The following is a 19,238-nucleotide window of genomic DNA, read 5'->3' on the forward strand; positions in this document are numbered from 1 at the left end:
GCTTTCACCACACTAAAAATTTATGAATTAGGACAAGCGTCCTAACATCAACTTATAAAAGTAGGCTTTTAACCCTATCAATAATGTGGCTTTTCAACCACGCTTCGGCATTCAACCCTGCCTGTCCGTAGGCATTTTTTACTCGGGTTTATATTTGCTAGAAAACATCTTCTCATTTTCTAAGCCTTATAACTATATCATGTTTACAAAAGCTTGTAAAGGTTTTTGTGAAAGTTTTTTTAAGAATTTCATTTTTTATTCGTGAAATATTACTCAACAATAAAAAGAAATCGTTTTAAATTGAAATCAAAAAATAAAAACAGGAACTAAATCGATTAGTTCCTTTGTTGAATCGTAAGTATAGTCAGTTATTCAAAATCTTATCTACTTATCTCGTGCTACTTGAACAGCTAGTTCAAAATCAGTCATCATATAATTTTCATCTAGGCGGATGAGACCATAGTACTCATTCCAAAATAGCGAATCACTGTTGCTGGACCACTTTAATCCATACCATAGTTGAGTGACATCACTTGTATTTGATGGTGGAATTGACCATAGATGCTTCTTGAAAGTTTCTTGAACAAGAGAAACATCCAGTCGTGTAGTCAAGTCAAGTTCATTTAATTTGAAAGTAATAGAATGTTTTTTCGCTGCCTCAATACTGTCCTTGTTAAATCGAACCTGAATAACCTTAGAATCTTCTATAGCCACATCATGGTCCTCAGCACCGTAAAAGGAAATACTGCCCAGTACTATGCCATCTTTTACTAGGAGATAGGGAGCGTAAGGAACAGCATTGCTATCAAGCCTGAAGCCTTTTTCGATGGTAACTGTTTTATCTCCAGGATACTTTTGGAAACTGTTACTTGTCAGGAGGTCTTCATAGTCGCTACCACCATCGCCCTGTCTTACATAGATGTCAAATCCAGCGTCCATCAGCTCACTGGATTTAGTTTCAGCTAAAATGATTTTACTTTCATTAATTTGTAAAATCGGTGCTTGAGGTGGCAAACCAATCGTGAGATTAAACATGACTCCTACTAGAAAGACAAGGAAGGTTATAAGGAGGGCAAGCATAGACTTCCCAGTTCGTTTTCTTGCATTGAAAAGGGCCATTAGAGCAGGTAGGAGGATCATTTTGGCTAAAATAGAATTCCCCACACCGCCTCTATTTAAGGTCTGAAAGGCAAAGATCCCTGCGATGACAATCAGTGTCAGGTAGATCAAAATCTCGCCTAGACCCAGTTTTTCTGTTCGAGTTTGTTGATTTACAGGAGTTTCGTACAATGACTGTCCATTCTCTTTCCTCTTTTTTAGAAAAAGATAGAAGCCCAGACCTAGCAGCAGATTAAAGATTGCAAAAGCTATTAAAGTACCTATAATCACCGTTCTACCCATGGCTCTCTACTCCTTTATGTTCTATCTCAAATCTTTTCTTTCTCATTAAAAACAAATTCCCGAATAATAAAACGATTATTAAGAAAGGACTACCTTCTATCAGTACAATCGGTATAGCATAAATGGCAATCATTCCCATCTTTTTATCTTTAAGAATATTGCTGATATTTCTAGCTCTGTTTCCCAAGAAAGTGCTATAATGGAGCTAATAAATTGTTCTGTATTCATTGGTGAAAAAAGGGGGATATAGCCATGTTCACTACTGTTGTTTTGATTTTTTATGCTCTTTTCTTTCTATCCTTATCCTTTACCTTTTATCTCTATATTAGACTTGTAGTTGCGGTTAAAAAAGGCAAAGACATTCCCAAATGGATTTATAAACTTGGTCATGCTGTTCAAGGAAGAATTCACGTTGACTATGAAGAAATCACTGATGCTAATGCCCTTAAAGAGATTCATTGGTTCTTGCTAATCTATTTAATCGTAAATCTACTCGTATTGGCTGTCTTCTACTATCATGGTAATAGCTTTCCTCAAGCCATTTATGAATGTTTGAAAAAACAATTTTTCATCATACTTGTTAGTATGGTTTTAAAAAGTATTGGCAAATTTGCTGTACTAGCTATAAGAAAAAACTTTCATAACAGTCATGTCTATGCATCAACCAACGCTTTTATCGGGACAGCTTTTTTAACGAGTTATGTATTTATGTTTTGCATGATGATGAGTGGTCTTCCGGCTCAACCTGTTCCAGTAACCATTCAAGATACTACTGTCATTATCGGTGAGACCAAGGCTTCCGAGCTTTTAGACCAAGGCTATACCTTTGGAGATAAAGGTGCAGAGAGCTACATCACCAATCCCAAAAACGACCACTTCTACTACGGTCAGCTTCTCGAAGTCAAGCGGGATAATCAATCCTTTGGCTTTATGAGCCTTACTCCCACAGGTAAAGATACTGATCAGCTCAAAAACTGCGTCATCACCTATTACAGAACACCTAAGGATAGCAAACAACTAGAAGAAATTTCCATCAATCATGTCAAGCTAGCAAATCTCAAGCTCCAAGATTTTCAAACACGAAAATTAATCAATATCTTTGAAGTTAATCCAGCTGATTATAACGTCTCTGATAAAGATACCAACTTTATACTAACCATCCAAACAGCAGATTACGACCTCTGGAAAAGATACCGTATTGAATCCAAGTTCAATTCAGATGGTTCGATTGATAGCTATGGAGTCAGAGCCCAGCATAGCATGTGGGAATAAGATAGTATCATTTCAATACGAGCAAGTATAAGATTAAGTAAATGATTAAAAACTACTTAATCTTATGCTTGTTCATTTTTTCTTGGAAAATATCTATCAGAATTTGGCGCAATTCTTGGGCTTCCTTTTCAGAAAGTTGGCCTTCTTGTTCAGCTACAGCATACAACTCTGGATACTCAAGTGAAATTCTCTTGACTGTACGTGTAATAGCATGTTTTCTAACAAAAAACGGAATCCGTTTAATCATATCTTGAGGAATTAAAGCGATAATCTTATCGGCTGTTTCCTTGTCGTTCAGTTTAGAAAAAGTGAGTCCCTTTTTAATCATTTCTTGTTCTTTTTCTGTAAAATCTTGTAATTCCATCTGATTAATCCTCCTATTCTCTCTAAGTTAAATTATATATCAGGTGTAGCAAGACACCAAATAGTCTGTTTGTAAAATGCGTTCTATACTAGAATTTTCCTGTCACTCTTAATCTCTCCTTAGTAAAAAATCACGAAACCTTTAGGCAATATCACCAGTTGCTGATCCAATTCTTGACAATGACTGGCTAGCGCTACAGAATCACTAACTACAAGATAATTTTCTGCTGATTGGTTAAAAATTGCTCGGACCTTTTGGCCATCATAATCCCATGCCAGAGATAGTACATCCGGCTTGATTTCTTTCAGACTATAAGTTCCATGTTGGATAATGTCTGAAACATTCTTGCGAAGCTGAATCAATTCCTTCATGAAATGAAGCATGTCATTGCTTTCGGAGACACGTTCCCAAGGCATGACACGACGACAATCTGGGTCTGGTCCTCCATCTAATTCTAACTCAGTTCCATAGTAGAAACACGGTGTCCCCCTTTGTAAAAAGAGGCAGGCGAGGGCAGACTTAACAAGCTGGACGTCTCCCTTGGCCGTAGCCAAAATGCGCTCCGTATCGTGAGAATCCAGAAGATTGAACATCACTTCCGAAATCTGCTGTCTATAGTACATAGACTGACTATTGATCTCATCGATAAATTGATAAGGCTTCTTAACTCCTCGCAAGAAATAATCCTTGATACTATCAGATAGAGGATAATTCATAACTGCGTGGAATTCATCGCCATTTAACCAAGGCTGGGAGGTGTGCCAGACCTCTCCAAGAATATAAAGGTCGGGCTTTTTAGCCAAGACAGCCTTCCGGAAATCTCTCCAAAATTGGTGGTCCACTTCATTTGCCACATCCAAGCGCCAAGCATCGATATCAAACTCTTCAATCCAGTAGGTCGCAATGCTCAACAAATAGTCTCTCACTTGAGGATTTGCCGTATTGAGCTTAGGCATATAGCTCTCAAAGGCAAAGGTGTGGTAGGATAGTTCTCTTTTATTAACAAGATTTTCTTTAACGACTGGAAAGTCTTGAATATGGAACCAGTCTTTATAAATAGAATCTTCACCATGTTTGAGAACATCCTGCCACTGTGGAGCTTGGTCTCCGATATGGTTGAAAACAGCGTCCAGCATGATTTTCATGCCTCTCTGATGGGCTTGATCTACCAATTTACGGAAAGTTTCCTTGTCTCCAAAATGATGGTCAATTTCGAAATAATCCGTCGTATTGTACTTGTGATTGCTTGGGGATTCAAAAATCGGACAGAGATAAAGACCTGTAATCCCTAAGTCTTGCAAGTAATCCAGATGGTCAATAATCCCCTGTAAATCCCCACCAAAGAAATCGCTCGTCTTTGGTTTAATAGACGAATCCCAAGCTAGCGAACCTTCTGGAGAAATCACAGGATTCCCATTAGCAAAGCGTTCTGGGAAAATCTGATACCAAACTGTATCGGCCACCCAGTCAGGAACATGGCAAGCATCAACCTCATGGATATACGGGATTTTAAAGCCGTTTCCTTCGTAATGAAGATTTTCAAGTGTGTTTTCAACACATCCCTTATCGCCATATAAGATACTCTGACCTTGCTTATCCTTGAGTTCAAAGAGATACTGGAGTCGTGCATAGCCAACTGTAATCTCCACTTGCCAGTAATCAGACAAAGCATCGGAGGTAACTTTGATCATCTCCTTGATTGCTTCATAACGATCCTCTATAAAGATAAAAGGATCTCCATAATGTAAGTTGATACTTTCGATATCTCCTCTTTTCGTTCGGATACGAATGTGCATTGTCTTATCTTTATAAAGATAAGCATACTCCGACTCTGGTCTGTGGTAAATGGCTGTTAATTCCATTGTTCTGTCTCCTAGTTTACTTTCATTCATCTTGTTGCGCAAACGTTTTCATAATCGTGACTCTAGTATACTACTTTCGTATTTTATTTGCAAGGCTTGTCCGTAGTTTCAAGTGGTTTGTTTCTATAAATAAAAAAGCCTTATCTCTAAGACTTCTCATTATTAGACTTTTTCAAAAACTATTTAAATAGTTCATACTTATTTAAAAGTAATTCTTTTAACCGTCCTTCTATACGCTCTCCTCTCGAAATAAACATATTTTTTATATTTTCTTTTCCAATAATCTCATTAAACTCTTTGTTTAAATAATAATCTGTTTGAAATGTCATTTCAATATATTCATCAAATGTTAAATCGAACTTAAAATCATTCCATTTATCTCTGATATACTTTATCATCTTGTTCCAATCTTCTTGAAATCCTCTGTGAATAAATTGTAAACTTCGCTTTAATGGAACATTACCTGGAATAGGGGTAAAATTACCAATATAATGATATTTATATATAATATCACTGTTATCTTTTGTCCTATAAGAAGGATTATATGCTACCTTACCATTATTCATTACATCAAAGAGAAAACGAAAACTTTTCGTATCGCTTTGTACTGTTAAATAATACCTATTTATTAAATATGTGTACTCTTCGCCGTATTTCTTAGAAAGGTAACTGGAAATTATTTCTCCCCAAATTATCTGGCATAAAGGTGACTGTTCATAATCACTAGCAGTCCATTCGTCATTGTCCTGAAAATTATAACCAACCAGTTTATGTGCTAAATTATCTTCAACAATTTCTTTAAGCCATAGCTCCTGATTTTTTTTCCAGAGCCGTTTTGTTTTTTCTGTTAAAATTGACAAATCATTCCCTCCGATTTTATAAAAACACTAAATTAAGCACTATGTTATGAATAATACCTATTAATAAAACTTTCTTGAAACAAATTAAATATTCTGAGATATCCATATTATTTACTTTAATTTTAAGGTGTTGTAAAGAAAGACAGTTTTACAACTGTCTTTCCAGCCATTCTATCTTTTTAAAATCCTTATTGTTATTGTGCTCATTTCGATAGGAGTCTTGGGAGGAAGCTTTGTAAATACTTAAATACTGTTCTAGATTTGGAACACGAAACGTGATATCTTCGAGATGAATAATCTCTATATCCGATTCCAAAACTCCTGCAAAATCAGGTAAGGAATCGATACTTCCAAATTCAACGCTCACACCATCCTTTTGGAATTCATGCTCATGAATATCTATTAAGACGTAGCCTAAGTGTTTCATAACTTTCATTATCTTGTCCCAGTCATAAATCCTGAGATGATCAGGTGCTTCCCAACCTCTAGAGTCACCAGGCACATGAATGTCAATGTCAGACGGCCCCCATTCTTCATTTGAACGGTATTCAAAACCCAAAGACCCCATGAGCGTCGGTGTGATTCCGACTTGGTTTAAATGTGAACAAATTATTCGAAATTCATCAAATAGAGAATTCATTCCTCCTCCAATCGTTGATATAGAACTTGATTTCATTGTGAAAAATAAACTAATTTTTACTTTCTACTATTTCGGTTTTGAAAATACTTCTACTCGCTGAGCTAGAACTTTGATTTCTACAGGTAGGTTATCCGATTTATCGCCGTCAACATCTGACTCCAATTCACTATCTGAAGAGATCTTAATATTACGCGCTCTGATATACTCAATATTATCATTGCCGACAACATCCCCTTTTAGTAAATCAGGAATGACGGATAATTTTGAGAATATAGAAGCATCTTTTAGAATCAAAATATTGGCATAGCCATCTTTGTTTTCTTCAAAGATTTTCTTATCAGCGAAGTAATTTGTCAAGAGAACCAAAACATGACTAGCTTCACCAACATAATTTCCATTTTCTGTCTCAACATTAATGTTAAAGACCTGATCTGTCATAACAGACCTCATGGTATTTACAGCATAGGCTAAAATACCGAATTTTGTCTTGTCCTCGATTTCAACATTGTGAATCGCCTCAGGCAAAGAACCGATACTAAAGATATAACCAAAATAATTGTCATTTGCTTTACCGATATCAATCTTGTTGGTTAAGTTAAAATCGAGTTCATCAATCGCACCATCGATGTCTTGATTGATTTCCAAAAGTTTCGTAATAAGGTTACCCGTACCGCCTGGGATAACCCCTAACTTAGGAATGTAGTCTCTCTCAGCAATACCCGAAATGACTTCATTGACAGTCCCGTCACCACCAAACACAACTACTGCATCGTACTTCTCACGTGAAGCCTCCTCAGCAAAATGTGTTGCATCTAACGCTTTTTCAGTAATTTTGGTTTCCACGTGCTCAAAATAATCTTTGGCTTTATTCTCTAGCTTGACCTTATAATCCATAGCCTTTTCCCCACCAGAGGTAGGGTTGATAATTAACATTGCTTTTTTCATTGATTTTCTCCTTAATTTTTAAATAGAAATATTAGCGTAGCTACATTTATCATTACATATAATGCTATTATATAATGAAAACTCAGAAAAAAGAACTTTGACGTACTGGGCATTAATGTATAATAGCTAGTTTAAAATTCAGATTATCAAAAGCAAGTCACTTCTATTTAACTACCTCGCCAGACTCTTTTATTTTATCAGCATATTCGGTCAAAAGATTCTTTGAATAAATTTTTTCATTACTTGAATTTCTAACTTCTTTCCAAAGAATCGAAGCTATTTTTAACTTGTTTGAGTAGTTACCACTATTTTCGTCTGCACAGAAATCCTTTAAAAACTGATTCCATTGACAAACCGAATGATCATACTTAGCATAATCTGAATTTCCATAATAAACTTTTAGCATATCTTGAATTGTAAAACTCAAATCATTTTCTCTTTTTACTTTTCTCCAAGCAGTGGCCATATCAGCAGTAAATTTAAACGGTGAAACATCTGTTAAAGTTGAGAAATATTCTCTAAAGTGTGCATTAAAGGAGAATCCACATTCAAGTAAGGGCGTATTTAAGGTAACGACTTCTACTTGTTTCTTTTTCCTTTTTATTGATGATTTTTTAATCAAATTCCCCTTAAAGTACTGCTCAATGATATCATTGAGTTCCTGTTTTGTACCTCTATATTCAAGTCCTAATGACTTGCATATCTGTGAAAGTTCATCACGATACCAATAGTATTTATTAAACTCATCAAAGGATGTGATTTTATCAAACTCAGGTCTGCTTTCTATCAATATAACATCTCCTTAAAGTCAATTTAGGTTTTCATTTCAAAATAAAGGAGTTTTAGTTCCTTTATTTTGAGGATTAACTATGTTTCTCTAACAAACTTACACACTCAGCGGTTCGGACTTACCGTATCATCTGTGAAAAAACAATCCTCACGAAATAAAGGAAAATCCTTCGTTTTGATATTGTTCCATTCGTAAACTGAACCTACAATATCTCCAACTATTGCTCCTAGCATCAGATTCCTCCCTATTGAATATCAGATTCGTTACACATTTCTAATGAATCACTCTTTAAAAATGGCACCACCAAATCAATCCACTCACAAGGCAAGTAAGCTGATAAATAACCGTGGTTATACCCCTTTGCTTCATACAAAATTGTATTTGAATGTAGCTGATGAAATAATTTCGCTGATTCTTTCACACAGTTCAATTCTTTTTCACCATAGATATACAGAACCTGAGCCTTGCTAGCAGAAATCATATTTTTCAGCTTGTAATGCCCCATATAGGTTTTGTAAATGGTCACCAATGTTTTGACAGGCGTCCTTGGCAGATCCTCCAAATAATAAGCTTTTATTTCCTCTGGATAAGCCAGTTTAGGATAGAGTTTGTTCATCATGCTTAACTGAAGTTTGCAAGAGAATTTATTGAACATCAGTTTACCAAATAGAAACACTAGAAAGATGCTGATTTTAGCTAGCCTTGGTTGAGGAATACAGAGGCTTCCATCTATGATGGCCTTCTCAGCAATTTCACTGTCTAAAGACAAAAGCTCCATGGCAATTTGACCACCAAGTGAAACACCACCGATTGCAAACAATTTCCCACCACAGTTTGCTTTGATATAGTCTAGAATCTCCAAAGCAGAATCTTCAGTAGAAACATAATCAAGTTGATATTCCTCGCCGTGGCCATTCAAAGTGGGTAGAATAACACGGTATTCTTCTGACAAGATTCGTGCTTGACGAAGATAATTCCACCAAGAACTGCCACCACCGTGTATCAGTAAGATAGGAGGCAAATTCTTATCCCCAAATTCATGGAATTTCATGTTTAAACTCCTTACTTTAGGACCTTCACTAGCTACATCCTTGTTTAATTGGCTCGTACAAGCAAAGCTACACACTCAACGTGCGAAGATAGTCATCAAACTTCGAACTTTCCCGTGCAAGTCGGCTTTGCCTAATATTTTCAAGAATCCGCTCTTTATCAAAGGGCTTCTCTGCCACTCTCACTACATCATCCGCAAGTTTGCTTGAGAAGTGCATCACCTCACGTAGAGTCTTACTCTCAACGCTGAAGGTAGGCATGGTTCCCATACCTCCCGCAAAGGCAACTGCCTCTTTACGAATGCCAACTGGGATTCGAGTGTCTAATAATTTCTCCCCAAATTTCCCAATGACATTATTGCTCTTCGCTAGGATATTGTCAACCTTTGATCCCCATTTTTCGACATTTGCGAGAATTCTTGATTTGGTGCTGTTCTTGGCTAACTGAATCATCTCAGCTGCCTTAGCTCCTAGTTTCGTCCCCTTCGCCATCTTACCTACAGCTGCTGGACCGACAAAAAGACTAGCAACTTCAAAGGTCAATCCTCCTACGTCATAGGCATCCATATGGGTAACTTTATCCCAGAGGGCTTTTCCTGTCTCTTGAGCACGATAAACTGCCTTATCCGCATAGCTAGCATTGGGATCCTGGCCACGCTGAGCCGCACCTGAATCCGTCAGAGCAGTGTAAATTCCTACTCCTAACTCCGCAAGGCTAGACAAGTTATCTGCCGTTCCTTGCAAGTTACGCTTCATCCACTCTGGAGTTTTACCTCCTGTTAGGCGATTGACGCCATCAATACTGGCAATACCAATGATCTGAGTCAAATCTACAGCTCCGATGGCAGTCTCTGAAACCATACTTCCAGCTGCACCAATAAAATCTTCCGCAAACAAGAGAGAATCTTTCAAGTCCTGTGGTGGAACAGGCAGATTCCGTGTGCCCTCAACAACATCACCCCACCAGGAGGCAATCTCATTCGAGCGATCCTTCAGCCAAGCTTGGATGGGGTGATGACGGCAATAAAACTCCTAAGTTATTGTTTCATCTATAATCTACACTTGTAATAAAATTTAAATAATCTGAGGATTTTACAGAGCCATCATAAGCATAGTTATAGAGTAGTACAACTGCATTGCCTTTATTTATAGTCAGACTCTCTAATGCGTTCAATTCACACAACAACTGTTCCTCATAGGAAGCAGTGCGCAAAATAATAGATATATCGTTTGTTTCATTTGGCAAAACTGCTTTTTCAATTAAATCTTCATCTATATCATTAATATCTATCTTAAAATCGTTGAAAAAATCAGAAACAACGATCTCTCCCTCATTATCATAAGTTAGATCAATATAATTTTCTAACTCAGTTAAATTTTTGAAATTACCTATCCAAATAGATACCGTATTGTCTGTTTCCATTTTATTAAATCCTTTCTATTAGCTATGGAATTCTTAGCCCCTTAGGTAATACCTGAACTCCTCCCTCAAGACGATAATTAGCCCAGATATTTAATCTTCTCACAAACATATCATAATCTTTCGACGAATCAATAATTTCCAGCAATTCATTATGTGCTTTTGTAGAACCTAAACCACCATGGACTCCTTCAGGGTTAATAAACTTTACATCTGAAATTGCAGTACGTAACTCTCTAATTTTTTCGGCAGTTATATCCCAATACTTGAATTGCGGAGTCCTTGAAACTAAATGCCACTCATGCATTCCACCAGGATATCTTAATTGACGTTCAATTTTCTTACGTAGTTCCTTTTTCTTCCAAATAAAGTCTAACTCTTCTACCGTTAGAGAATTGAAAAATTTTTCAAAATCTCCACTTTTAACTGTTGGAATATCCTTAGCTGTTATATTTTTTATATCATCATAGAAGCGCTCTACTTTCCCAGAACCACCTACACCTCTCACTGCATCATCCGCATGTTTACTTGAGAAGTGCATCACATCACGTAGAGTCTTACTCTCAACTCTGAAGGTAGGCATGGTTCCCATACCACCCGCAAAGGCAACTGCCTCTTTACGAATGCCGACTGGGATTCGGGTATCTAATAATTTCTCTCCAAATTTCCCAATGACATTATTGCTCTTAGACAGGATATTGTCAGCCTTTGAACCCCATTTTTCGACATTTGCGAGAATTCTTGCCTTGGTACTGTTCTTGGCTAAGCTAATCATCTCAGCTGCCTTGGCTCCTAGCTTGGTACCCTTAGCCATCTTACCCACAGCCGCTGGACCAACAAAAAGACTCGCAATCTCAAAGGTCAAGCCTCCTGCATCATAGGCATCCATATGGGTGACCTTATCCCAGAGGGCTTTTCCGGTCTGCTGAGCACGATAAGCTGCCTTATCCGCATAGCTGGCATTGGGATCCTGGCCACGCTGAGCCGCTCCTGGATCCGTCAGAGCAGTGTAAGTTCCTACTCCTAACTCCGCAAGGCTAGACAGGTTATCTGCCGTTCCTTGCAAGTCCCGCTTCATCCACTCTGGAGTTTGACCTCCTGTTAAGCGATTGACGCCATCAATACTGGCAATACCAATGATCTGAGTCAAATCTACAGCTCCGATGGCAGTCTCTGAAACCATACTTCCAGCTGCACCAATAAAACCTTCCGCAAACAGGAGGATATCTTTCATCCCTTGAGGAAGCGGTAGATTTCGTGTTCCCTCAACAACATCTCCCCACCAGGAATCAATCTCATTCGAGCGGTCCTTCAGCCAGGCTTGGATGGGGTGATGATGTGCCAGAATTCCTTATATGCTACGCTTAGTAATCGTATTCTGCGATACCAATAAACTCTAATGTCCCAGAACCATTGTTACTTACTTTTAATTCTTCTTTAGAATAATCAAAATCATAAATCAAAACAATTGTATTATAGGTTGATGATATTTTAGGAAACTGCATAATAATCTCTTCATCGTATGAGAAACCTTCAAGCAAAACATCAATATTATTTTCAGGAACATCAACCCAATCTTTTTCAACTAAATCTCTATCGTAGTACGACAAATGAAAGTCTGTCTCAAATTCTGAAGAAACGCTATCCCCATCCTCTTTATATGAAATTTTGAAGTATTCTTGAAATTCTTCTTGACTGGCAAAATTACCAAGCCATAACGATACTTTTTGTTTCATTTTTAATACCTTCTCAATCCTTCTGGTAAATCTAAAATTCCATTTTTCATTCTTCGACTTGCCCATTCATTTAATCTGTGTGCAAATTCCTCATAATCATATGACGAATCAATAATTTTTAATATCTCATTATGAGCTTTTGTAGAGCCCCGTCCTCCATGTACTCCACGAGGATTTATGAACTGCACATCTTCAATTAAACTTCTCATTTCTTTGATATCATCCATGGAAACTCCCCATTTTTTAAATTGAGGAGTCCGAGAAACAAGATGCCATTCATGGTAGCCACCTGGTCTTCTTATTCTATCTTCGATTTTTTTACGTAATTCTGGGATTTCCCATAATTTCTCTAGTTCTTCTGGAGCTAAATTATCAAACCACTCATTAAATTTACCATTTTTAACTGTTGGAATAATATCATCATAGACTCGCTCCGTCCTACCAGAACCACCTACTCCTCGTACTACATCATCCGCCGGACAAAATCTTTAATGCGTTTAGAAAAACAATAAATATCTATTCTTTAATTTCCAGATTCATCGTCCTCATCGTCTAAAATTATTTCATCTGAACTGACTAACTCCTCTTTGGTAATTTCTCCCATTTTAAATCTGCGTCTTTTGTTTAGATCAAAAATTATTTCATGCAAATCTGCAAAGTAAGAAGAAAAGTTAGCCATCGAAGACAATAACTCGTAATAGAATTGACTGTATTGCTCATCAGCTATACTTTGATTAATTATTTCTTCCTTGAATGCTGAAATACCTGACATAAGCTCTTGAAAGTCATCAGATAGATTATCATCTATCAATTCTTTAAAATCTTTTAATTTTTTATTTTCTTCTAACGAGTATCCTAGCCTCGAATTGAATCGTTTACACACCTCATAAAGTTTATAGATTTCTTCCTTCAATGTAATTTCCTTCCTTTAGCTTTTAATAACTTATCTGTGTTTAAAGTACCATCAAGATTAAGTACAGATTTCAAATTACCACGTTTATCAAAAACTTCAAAATGGTCCATATGTAAACCATCCAAATACAGGTAATCTCCTTTGCGCAAATTTCTATCAACCTTCTTCATCACCTCATAAACACTTTGCCCGTCATATTGTTTCTTCGTCTTTCTAAGATTGTCCCTAATCTTTTTTCCAAAGTCTGTCTCAAAAAACTCCGACATATTATTGACAGCTTGTGTGACTCGCTCCGCCTTCCCAGAACCACCTACTCCTCGTACTGCATCATCCGCATGTTTACTAGAGCAGTGTAAGTCCCTACTCCTAACTCCGCAAGACTAGACAGGTTATCTGCCGTCCCTTGCAAGTCCCGCTTCATACACTCTGGAGTTTGACCTCCTGTTAAGCGATTGACGCCATCAATACTGGCAATACCAATGATCTGAGTCAAATCTACAGCTCCGATAGCAGTCTCTGAAACCATAATTCCAGCTGCACCAATAAAACCTTCCGCAAACAGGAGAGTATCTTTCAAGTCCTGTGGAATAGGCAGATTTCGTGTTCCCTCAACGACATCTCCCCACCAGGAACCAAGCTCATTCGAGAGATCCTTCATCCAAGCTTGGATGGGGTGATGACGGCGATAAGAAGCTTCTCACTCAGCGGCTTCTTGTTCTGCCTTGCGTTTAGCAGCCTCAATCGCTTCTGCCTTGGCTTAAGTAGGACTCCTTCATGATAATACTACTATATATAACTAATCTAAAATTTCAGATATTTTTACCTCTTTTTCCTCATTTAAATCATAGAAACCAACATGCCCCCCCTCCTCGTATAGCCACGCTAAATTCGTCCCATACTTCGCTTCAAAAATTTCTTCCATCACGGGTGCAATAGAAAACATGGTTTTTGCTGATACAATTTCAAAATTTTTGGGATTATTTACGTATTCCTCATCATCGGAACTAGAATAAATAGTCCATCCATTTAATTGTAACAGTCGAGGTTTTTCTCTGTAAGTATACGCAATAGGTAATCCATTTTTTACATTCCTTGATAGAACAAATCCTCCATAATTATCACTTACTTTCATTTTTATACTTCTCCAAAATATTTAAAAAATCATTTCTCCAAGATAACTCTTTAGCGTAGTCTAACGCAGATTTACCCGCTCGATGAAAAATGTTGTAAACTATCTTTTATGTCCATTCTTTTTCAATTCCTTATCTAAATCTTGAAGTAAGTAAATGATCTCACTTTGATAATGCGTTGTCTCATCTGCAAACATTCTAACTAGACTTTTAAGATTTATGTTTTTTGCTACTTCTCCACTTTCTACAATTTCACTTGCTAATTGATAAATACTTTGAATTGAGCCTGTAACATTTTTTTGTTTGGGGTACTCTTCTTCAATAATAAAAACAATTTTTTCAGCAATTCGCTTTAAACTACTTGTCATATCTCATTTCTCCCTCAATATATTGATAATCCATCATTTAGAAACTATTCTGAAATCCGAAATCCATTCTAATGGCCAGTCTTGCGGTAATAATATTGGGTCAGCACCACCTTTCAGCACAGTCCCTGATGAAGAAATCTTCTGTGGCACAACTTTTCCAATACTCAGTGTTTCTCCTTTAGGAATTTGAATCTCTACTTCATACATTCGAGTATTTTTCCATTCGGGAAGTAATTCAGTATCAATCTTCGCTTGAATTCTATTTTGCTCAGGGCTGGAAGTTACAAAACCTCCTCTGTGAACTGACTTCCCCATTCGTCACTGTAACCTTCAAAACGAAGTCGCTCAATCATCATGTTACTAACGAAAAAAGCATCCATTACAGGCATCTCACCCAAGGGCCAGATGCTAGTACCACATAGTCATCAAATCCTTCTTGAAGAGGCATCTTGCGACCTGAAATCGTAACGAGTGGTCCTGGCCCCTCCGCTAAGCTTTTCTGGAGTTCCTCTGGTAAGAGCTCCAAATCTAGCTCAACAACAGAACCTAAAGGATAAATAGGACTGTAGACACTGTCCACAATCCCCATAAAATCCTGTAAATCCGTGATGGAAAATAGTTGATCTAGTTGATTATAATGGATCTGAGCTTCCTGATTCTCATAATCAAAATGACAAGTAAAAGTTGCACCGAAACTTGGCACATACTCATAGATATCTTCCAGTTTTCTCAGAGCCTTATAGAGTCCCTGCAAAATCTGCGGACGCATTCCTAACTGTTGACCAAGTTGAATCAAGGTATCATCTACTTCGAATGTCTCTCTCGTACGGCTAGTAATAATACTTGTAAAAATCTTATTCTTATCGTATTGAACCATTACTTAAATCTCACATTGGCTGATTCAAGGAATTTATCACTCATAAATAGGATTCCCCTTTTGTATTTCTATGGTTCAGAAATATATAACTTTTCTATAAAATTAGTAAAATTATCTGCCAAAAAGTATACATTTGAATCTACCGACGACTGATCAAATATAAATGTATGGTCCCAAAAATTACTTCTTCATTTAAATCATCAATAAAAAACGATAAGTACTGTTCTTTAGGAATACCCACATTAACTTTTAATAGAAATTCCTTATAGTCTTCTGGAAGTATTACATTTATTTTTTTTCTATCTCTGATAGTTCTGAATTTGAGATAGGTCTCTCTAACGATTTAAAATAATACATTCTTTCCTCTCTTATTTTCTTCTTAAAGCAAACCCACCTTATTTTATGGATGCCATTATATTATCAAAATCCTCTTTTAGTTGCTCGTATTTCTCATTACTATAGAGATAAAACGCCTCTATTCCTCTATGTATTATTGTATATACAGTTGGATGGAAATTCTTATCTGTGGCATCGATAACAAATTGCGTCATTTGAGTAGCTGCCTCTGGACTATAGCCCAACGCTTCTATTCCAACACGAATCATTGTAACTTGAACATCGATTGGAGAAATGGACTCTTGAATTGCTTTAGCATTTAAAACACCAAATATATAGGAAGCTAAAATTTGCCTATTCATTTCGTCCTTTAGATCAATTTTAACCAATTGGATAATATCACTTGCTATTCTTAATGACTCGCTTACATATTGCTTTTCCATTTATTTCTCCTTATTTCTCCTTATAATACTTTATATTTCCCTTTAGCATAGCCACAGGGAATATAACCCAATCGATATAAAGTATATAAATCATCAAAAAACGGTGAATTTACATTCAGACATTCATTCTTTATCGTTAAATATATCGAAATATTAATTATATCAAATCTAATTTGGGGTATCATTGATTCAAATATTTTTTTTTCTTCAACTAAAGCAAACAGTTGTTTTGTAACAATAGGAATAATTCTTTCTTTTGCATCCCTACTCAATTCATTCCATTTTTTGAAAGTTTCTCTCTCATTTTTTAATAAATATGCGGTTAGATCACCACGTTGTTCAAGAACAAAATTTTCCCATTTTAAACTTGTGATATTTTTTTCCGCAATGGATAACTTATCTAGCACTATTATAGGAATATTAGTTTTTCGAGAATTCACTAATAATTTTATACTAGTTAAATTATCAACTACTTCTGAAATTATTTTCATTTTAAATACACACCTTACTACTTACTGCAGATAAAAATTTTCTGTTCCATCCTGAATATGGAGAATGCGGAACGTCTGCTCATCAATCCATCTTACTGGAACAAAAAGTGAACTTTTCTCCAAATTTGAAAGAAGCTGTTCCCTATTTTTTTCTGTTTTATTTGATGAAAAACGTTGTAAACTATCTTTGACGTTCATTCTTTTTTAATTCCTTATCTAAATCTTGAAGTAGGTAGATGATTTCTAAATTATAATTAGCAGTTGCATCTATCAACATACGTGCATGATCCTTAAGATGAACATTCGATGGGATAGTTTCTGTTTCCTTTATTGATCTAATAATGGTATAAAGAGCGTTAATTGCTCCTTTTTCCTGTATTTCTGAAGGATACTGTTCATCCATTATTTCTAAAATTTTATTGGCTATCTCTATTGATTTCATACTCATAATCTACTCCTTAATTAGGGACAGTCCTTACATCCACAACCCAATCCTGCGACCATTCCTGTGGTAATAATATTTGGTCAGCACCACCTTTCAGCACAGTCCCTGATGAAGAAATCTTCTGTGACGCAACTTTTCCAATACTTAATGTTTCTCCCTTATAGCAAAATGTCTTGAAATCCTATTTCTGATATTTGTTCATTAATATATTTTATTCCAACACCGTTTTCAATATCCCATTCACAATCACAAATGAAACCTGCTTCGCGTGTATTATCATCAAAATTCATCGGAATCATAATTTGTTTTACTGTCAAAAATTTAAAGATTTCACTCGGATTATTTTTAGCATTTAATAACTTCTGACCAAAATTAGAATCTGAATCCAGTCTATCAATTACCTCATCAATTATTGAATTATAATATCCAACAATACCATTCTCGGCTTGGGTAACACAGTTCTGAATATCACTGAAAAAAAATTCAAAAGCTTTGATTTGATTTTCATCGAACACCGCATCTTCATCTGCATCAATATTTATTTCAACAGAAAATTCCTTTTTAAAAATATTTAATTTAATACTCTTAGTCCAACCATTATTAAATGTCAATTCCCCAAAAACAGGATGTACTATCTTCATTTCACACCTCTTTTTCTACTGCAATAATTCCAACAACTTTTTAACTTCTGAAACACCGCCTAAATGCCCAAATTTACTATTTATGATACTCGGAACTAGTTGCATACTTGTTATGTCATTAAGTTCGTGCCGCGTTAGTTTATTTTCTTTTCTAAACTTAACAATTTCTCGACGAGTTTTCCCTAATTCTCTAGCAAGGAGCTCATCAGCTTGTCTAAAGTTAGCATTTCTGGCAATACCAATGATCTGAGTCAAATCTACAGCTCCGATAGCAGTCTCTGAAACCATACTTCCAGCTGCACCAATAAAACCTTCCGCAAACAAGAGTGTATCTTTCATTCCTTGACGGTAAAATCATCTAGCGTTTTATAGGATATCGAAGATAAAGTGTAGGATCTAACTTTTATTTCATCTCTATGAAGGTAGATGTAAAATTTCAACTTACTAAATAGCTCATTATAAAAAGTTTTTTCAATAAATAGCTCAAGGAATTTATCACTCATAAATAGGACTCCCCCATTAAACTTTCTAATACTCTTAGCCTCTATAAAAACTTACTCAAAACCAATTACTGTCCACTCATCAATATAATTCCAAAAATTTAAACCTCTTTCAGGCAAATCCATTTTAGACCATAAATAAGCTCCGTTTTCTAATTTAGAATCTATATCCAATACGATATAGTCTCCCATACCATTACTAAAAAATGTAAATAATGCTTCAAGATTAAAATCTATTTGCTTGATATATTCCCACTCATACAAGGATACCGGCTCTATATTTTTGACGGGATCCAATCCCATACTTTTACTTCTATAATCATAAAAACCATTATGAATATTTGTGTAAAAGTTTACTATTGAGCTGTCCAATGACACAAATAAATCTCCGAATTTTTTCCTTAATTCATCGACTGAGACTGGGTTCTTACCTTCATACAGAAGTACATCTTTATTATCATAGGATGAAATTGTATATAATATAGAGTATTCACCATTGTAGAAAATCAAGTCAAGCCGAAGCAAATATTCATCTAGATAGGAAATTGTATTAGACAATTCTGCTGATACAAATTTCTGCCATTCTGTAAGAAGTATGCTTTTTCTTTCTTTAAAGTCATCAGAAAGAAAGATTTTTTTCCAAAATTGCGGAATATCTGCCGATAAGATTTTAGAGGTCTCCTCTATAATCTCCACTTCAGAATTTGATAGTGTATACCGGCCCAAAATATTTGATAAATTATCCATAATTACTA

Annotated in this window: 30 protein-coding genes; 1 reads left to right on the forward strand and 29 read right to left on the reverse strand. The window is 36.0% G+C overall.

Annotation, left to right across the window (positions count from 1 at the left end):
* Window positions 1–384: 384 nt before the first annotated feature.
* A complete protein-coding gene (locus ACVBD2_RS05330; protein WP_461685309.1) occupies window positions 385–1,401 on the reverse strand; it encodes a hypothetical protein in 1,017 nt (338 codons plus the stop codon).
* Between the two features lie 252 nt (window positions 1,402–1,653).
* On the opposite strand from ACVBD2_RS05330, the gene ACVBD2_RS05335 reads away from it, so the two are divergent.
* Window positions 1,654–2,673: a hypothetical protein gene (locus tag ACVBD2_RS05335; protein ID WP_461685310.1), complete on the forward strand. Its 1,020-nt coding sequence runs from the start codon at window positions 1,654–1,656 to the stop codon at window positions 2,671–2,673.
* A gap of 52 nt (window positions 2,674–2,725) precedes the next feature.
* Here the strand turns inward: ACVBD2_RS05335 and ACVBD2_RS05340 are convergent, their stop codons facing one another.
* From ACVBD2_RS05340 to ACVBD2_RS05475, 28 genes are all read right to left on the reverse strand, one after another.
* Window positions 2,726–3,037, reverse strand: coding sequence for a hypothetical protein (locus ACVBD2_RS05340; protein WP_461685311.1), 312 nt, complete (start codon window positions 3,035–3,037; stop codon window positions 2,726–2,728).
* A 119-nt stretch (window positions 3,038–3,156) separates the two neighbouring features.
* Window positions 3,157–4,899 carry a glycoside hydrolase family 13 protein gene (locus ACVBD2_RS05345; protein WP_461685312.1) on the reverse strand — a complete coding sequence of 581 codons (1,743 nt, stop codon included), beginning with the start codon at window positions 4,897–4,899 and terminating at the stop codon, window positions 3,157–3,159.
* Between the two features lie 179 nt (window positions 4,900–5,078).
* A complete protein-coding gene (locus ACVBD2_RS05350) occupies window positions 5,079–5,759 on the reverse strand; it encodes a hypothetical protein (protein WP_461685313.1) in 681 nt (226 codons plus the stop codon).
* 148 nt (window positions 5,760–5,907) lie between these two features.
* Window positions 5,908–6,399, reverse strand: coding sequence for a phosphoribosylanthranilate isomerase (locus tag ACVBD2_RS05355; protein ID WP_461685314.1), 492 nt, complete (start codon window positions 6,397–6,399; stop codon window positions 5,908–5,910).
* A 66-nt stretch (window positions 6,400–6,465) separates the two neighbouring features.
* Window positions 6,466–7,344, reverse strand: a complete 879-nt coding sequence (locus ACVBD2_RS05360; RefSeq protein ID WP_461685315.1) for a diacylglycerol/lipid kinase family protein — start codon at window positions 7,342–7,344, stop codon at window positions 6,466–6,468.
* 163 nt (window positions 7,345–7,507) lie between these two features.
* Complete coding sequence (locus ACVBD2_RS05365; RefSeq protein ID WP_461685316.1) at window positions 7,508–8,134, reverse strand: SAP domain-containing protein; 627 nt, start codon at window positions 8,132–8,134, stop codon at window positions 7,508–7,510.
* 104 nt (window positions 8,135–8,238) lie between these two features.
* On the reverse strand, window positions 8,239–8,367 hold the full coding sequence (locus tag ACVBD2_RS05370; RefSeq protein ID WP_080937013.1) for an ADP-ribosylglycohydrolase: 129 nt from the start codon (window positions 8,365–8,367) through the stop codon (window positions 8,239–8,241).
* 11 nt (window positions 8,368–8,378) lie between these two features.
* Window positions 8,379–9,185 carry an alpha/beta hydrolase gene (locus ACVBD2_RS05375; RefSeq protein WP_461685317.1) on the reverse strand — a complete coding sequence of 269 codons (807 nt, stop codon included), beginning with the start codon at window positions 9,183–9,185 and terminating at the stop codon, window positions 8,379–8,381.
* A gap of 67 nt (window positions 9,186–9,252) precedes the next feature.
* Window positions 9,253–10,080, reverse strand: a complete 828-nt coding sequence (locus ACVBD2_RS05380) for a hypothetical protein (RefSeq protein WP_461685318.1) — start codon at window positions 10,078–10,080, stop codon at window positions 9,253–9,255.
* Window positions 10,081–10,228: 148 nt separating this feature from the next.
* Entirely contained in the window at window positions 10,229–10,606 is a 378-nt protein-coding gene (locus ACVBD2_RS05385; protein ID WP_084948139.1) for an immunity 22 family protein, read from the reverse strand.
* A gap of 22 nt (window positions 10,607–10,628) precedes the next feature.
* Entirely contained in the window at window positions 10,629–11,837 is a 1,209-nt protein-coding gene (locus ACVBD2_RS05390) for a hypothetical protein (protein WP_260663449.1), read from the reverse strand.
* Window positions 11,838–11,967: 130 nt separating this feature from the next.
* Window positions 11,968–12,339: an immunity 22 family protein gene (locus ACVBD2_RS05395; protein ID WP_084948141.1), complete on the reverse strand. Its 372-nt coding sequence runs from the start codon at window positions 12,337–12,339 to the stop codon at window positions 11,968–11,970.
* Between the two features lie 2 nt (window positions 12,340–12,341).
* Window positions 12,342–12,566 (reverse strand): hypothetical protein, encoded by a 225-nt coding sequence (locus tag ACVBD2_RS05400; protein ID WP_048778675.1) that lies wholly within the window; start codon window positions 12,564–12,566, stop codon window positions 12,342–12,344.
* A 296-nt stretch (window positions 12,567–12,862) separates the two neighbouring features.
* The gene (locus tag ACVBD2_RS05405) at window positions 12,863–13,252 is read right to left on the reverse strand and encodes a hypothetical protein (RefSeq protein WP_461685319.1); all 390 of its coding nucleotides are present in this window, start codon (window positions 13,250–13,252) and stop codon (window positions 12,863–12,865) included.
* A complete protein-coding gene (locus ACVBD2_RS05410; RefSeq protein ID WP_461685320.1) occupies window positions 13,249–13,422 on the reverse strand; it encodes a filamentous hemagglutinin in 174 nt (57 codons plus the stop codon). The genes ACVBD2_RS05405 and ACVBD2_RS05410 overlap by 4 nt, the downstream gene beginning before the upstream one ends.
* Window positions 13,423–13,562: 140 nt before the next feature.
* Window positions 13,563–13,910: a hypothetical protein gene (locus ACVBD2_RS05415; RefSeq protein ID WP_461685321.1), complete on the reverse strand. Its 348-nt coding sequence runs from the start codon at window positions 13,908–13,910 to the stop codon at window positions 13,563–13,565.
* Window positions 13,911–14,048: 138 nt separating this feature from the next.
* Window positions 14,049–14,384 carry a DUF2185 domain-containing protein gene (locus tag ACVBD2_RS05420; protein WP_461685322.1) on the reverse strand — a complete coding sequence of 112 codons (336 nt, stop codon included), beginning with the start codon at window positions 14,382–14,384 and terminating at the stop codon, window positions 14,049–14,051.
* Window positions 14,385–14,483: 99 nt separating this feature from the next.
* A complete protein-coding gene (locus ACVBD2_RS05425; protein WP_461685323.1) occupies window positions 14,484–14,750 on the reverse strand; it encodes a disulfide bond formation protein in 267 nt (88 codons plus the stop codon).
* Between the two features lie 33 nt (window positions 14,751–14,783).
* Entirely contained in the window at window positions 14,784–15,065 is a 282-nt protein-coding gene (locus tag ACVBD2_RS05430; RefSeq protein WP_461685324.1) for a hypothetical protein, read from the reverse strand.
* A gap of 64 nt (window positions 15,066–15,129) precedes the next feature.
* Window positions 15,130–15,627 (reverse strand): hypothetical protein, encoded by a 498-nt coding sequence (locus tag ACVBD2_RS05435; RefSeq protein ID WP_461685325.1) that lies wholly within the window; start codon window positions 15,625–15,627, stop codon window positions 15,130–15,132.
* 139 nt (window positions 15,628–15,766) lie between these two features.
* Window positions 15,767–15,970, reverse strand: coding sequence for an SMI1/KNR4 family protein (locus ACVBD2_RS05440; protein WP_461686296.1), 204 nt, complete (start codon window positions 15,968–15,970; stop codon window positions 15,767–15,769).
* A 52-nt stretch (window positions 15,971–16,022) separates the two neighbouring features.
* Entirely contained in the window at window positions 16,023–16,406 is a 384-nt protein-coding gene (gene imm48, locus ACVBD2_RS05445; RefSeq protein WP_461685326.1) for an Imm48 family immunity protein, read from the reverse strand.
* A gap of 20 nt (window positions 16,407–16,426) precedes the next feature.
* Entirely contained in the window at window positions 16,427–16,897 is a 471-nt protein-coding gene (locus tag ACVBD2_RS05450; protein WP_461685327.1) for a hypothetical protein, read from the reverse strand.
* A gap of 21 nt (window positions 16,898–16,918) precedes the next feature.
* Window positions 16,919–17,095 (reverse strand): hypothetical protein, encoded by a 177-nt coding sequence (locus ACVBD2_RS05455; RefSeq protein ID WP_371595040.1) that lies wholly within the window; start codon window positions 17,093–17,095, stop codon window positions 16,919–16,921.
* Window positions 17,079–17,345: a MerR family transcriptional regulator gene (locus ACVBD2_RS05460; RefSeq protein ID WP_132973458.1), complete on the reverse strand. Its 267-nt coding sequence runs from the start codon at window positions 17,343–17,345 to the stop codon at window positions 17,079–17,081. Before ACVBD2_RS05460 ends, ACVBD2_RS05455 begins: the two co-directional genes overlap by 17 nt.
* A 155-nt stretch (window positions 17,346–17,500) precedes the next feature.
* Window positions 17,501–17,983: a DUF6985 domain-containing protein gene (locus tag ACVBD2_RS05465; protein WP_084946712.1), complete on the reverse strand. Its 483-nt coding sequence runs from the start codon at window positions 17,981–17,983 to the stop codon at window positions 17,501–17,503.
* A 15-nt stretch (window positions 17,984–17,998) separates the two neighbouring features.
* Window positions 17,999–18,322 (reverse strand): HNH endonuclease, encoded by a 324-nt coding sequence (locus ACVBD2_RS05470; protein WP_084946709.1) that lies wholly within the window; start codon window positions 18,320–18,322, stop codon window positions 17,999–18,001.
* A 215-nt stretch (window positions 18,323–18,537) separates the two neighbouring features.
* Window positions 18,538–19,230 (reverse strand): hypothetical protein, encoded by a 693-nt coding sequence (locus ACVBD2_RS05475; protein ID WP_461685328.1) that lies wholly within the window; start codon window positions 19,228–19,230, stop codon window positions 18,538–18,540.
* Window positions 19,231–19,238: the final 8 nt, after the last annotated feature.

Source organism: Streptococcus sp. KHUD_018, assembly GCF_054861215.1.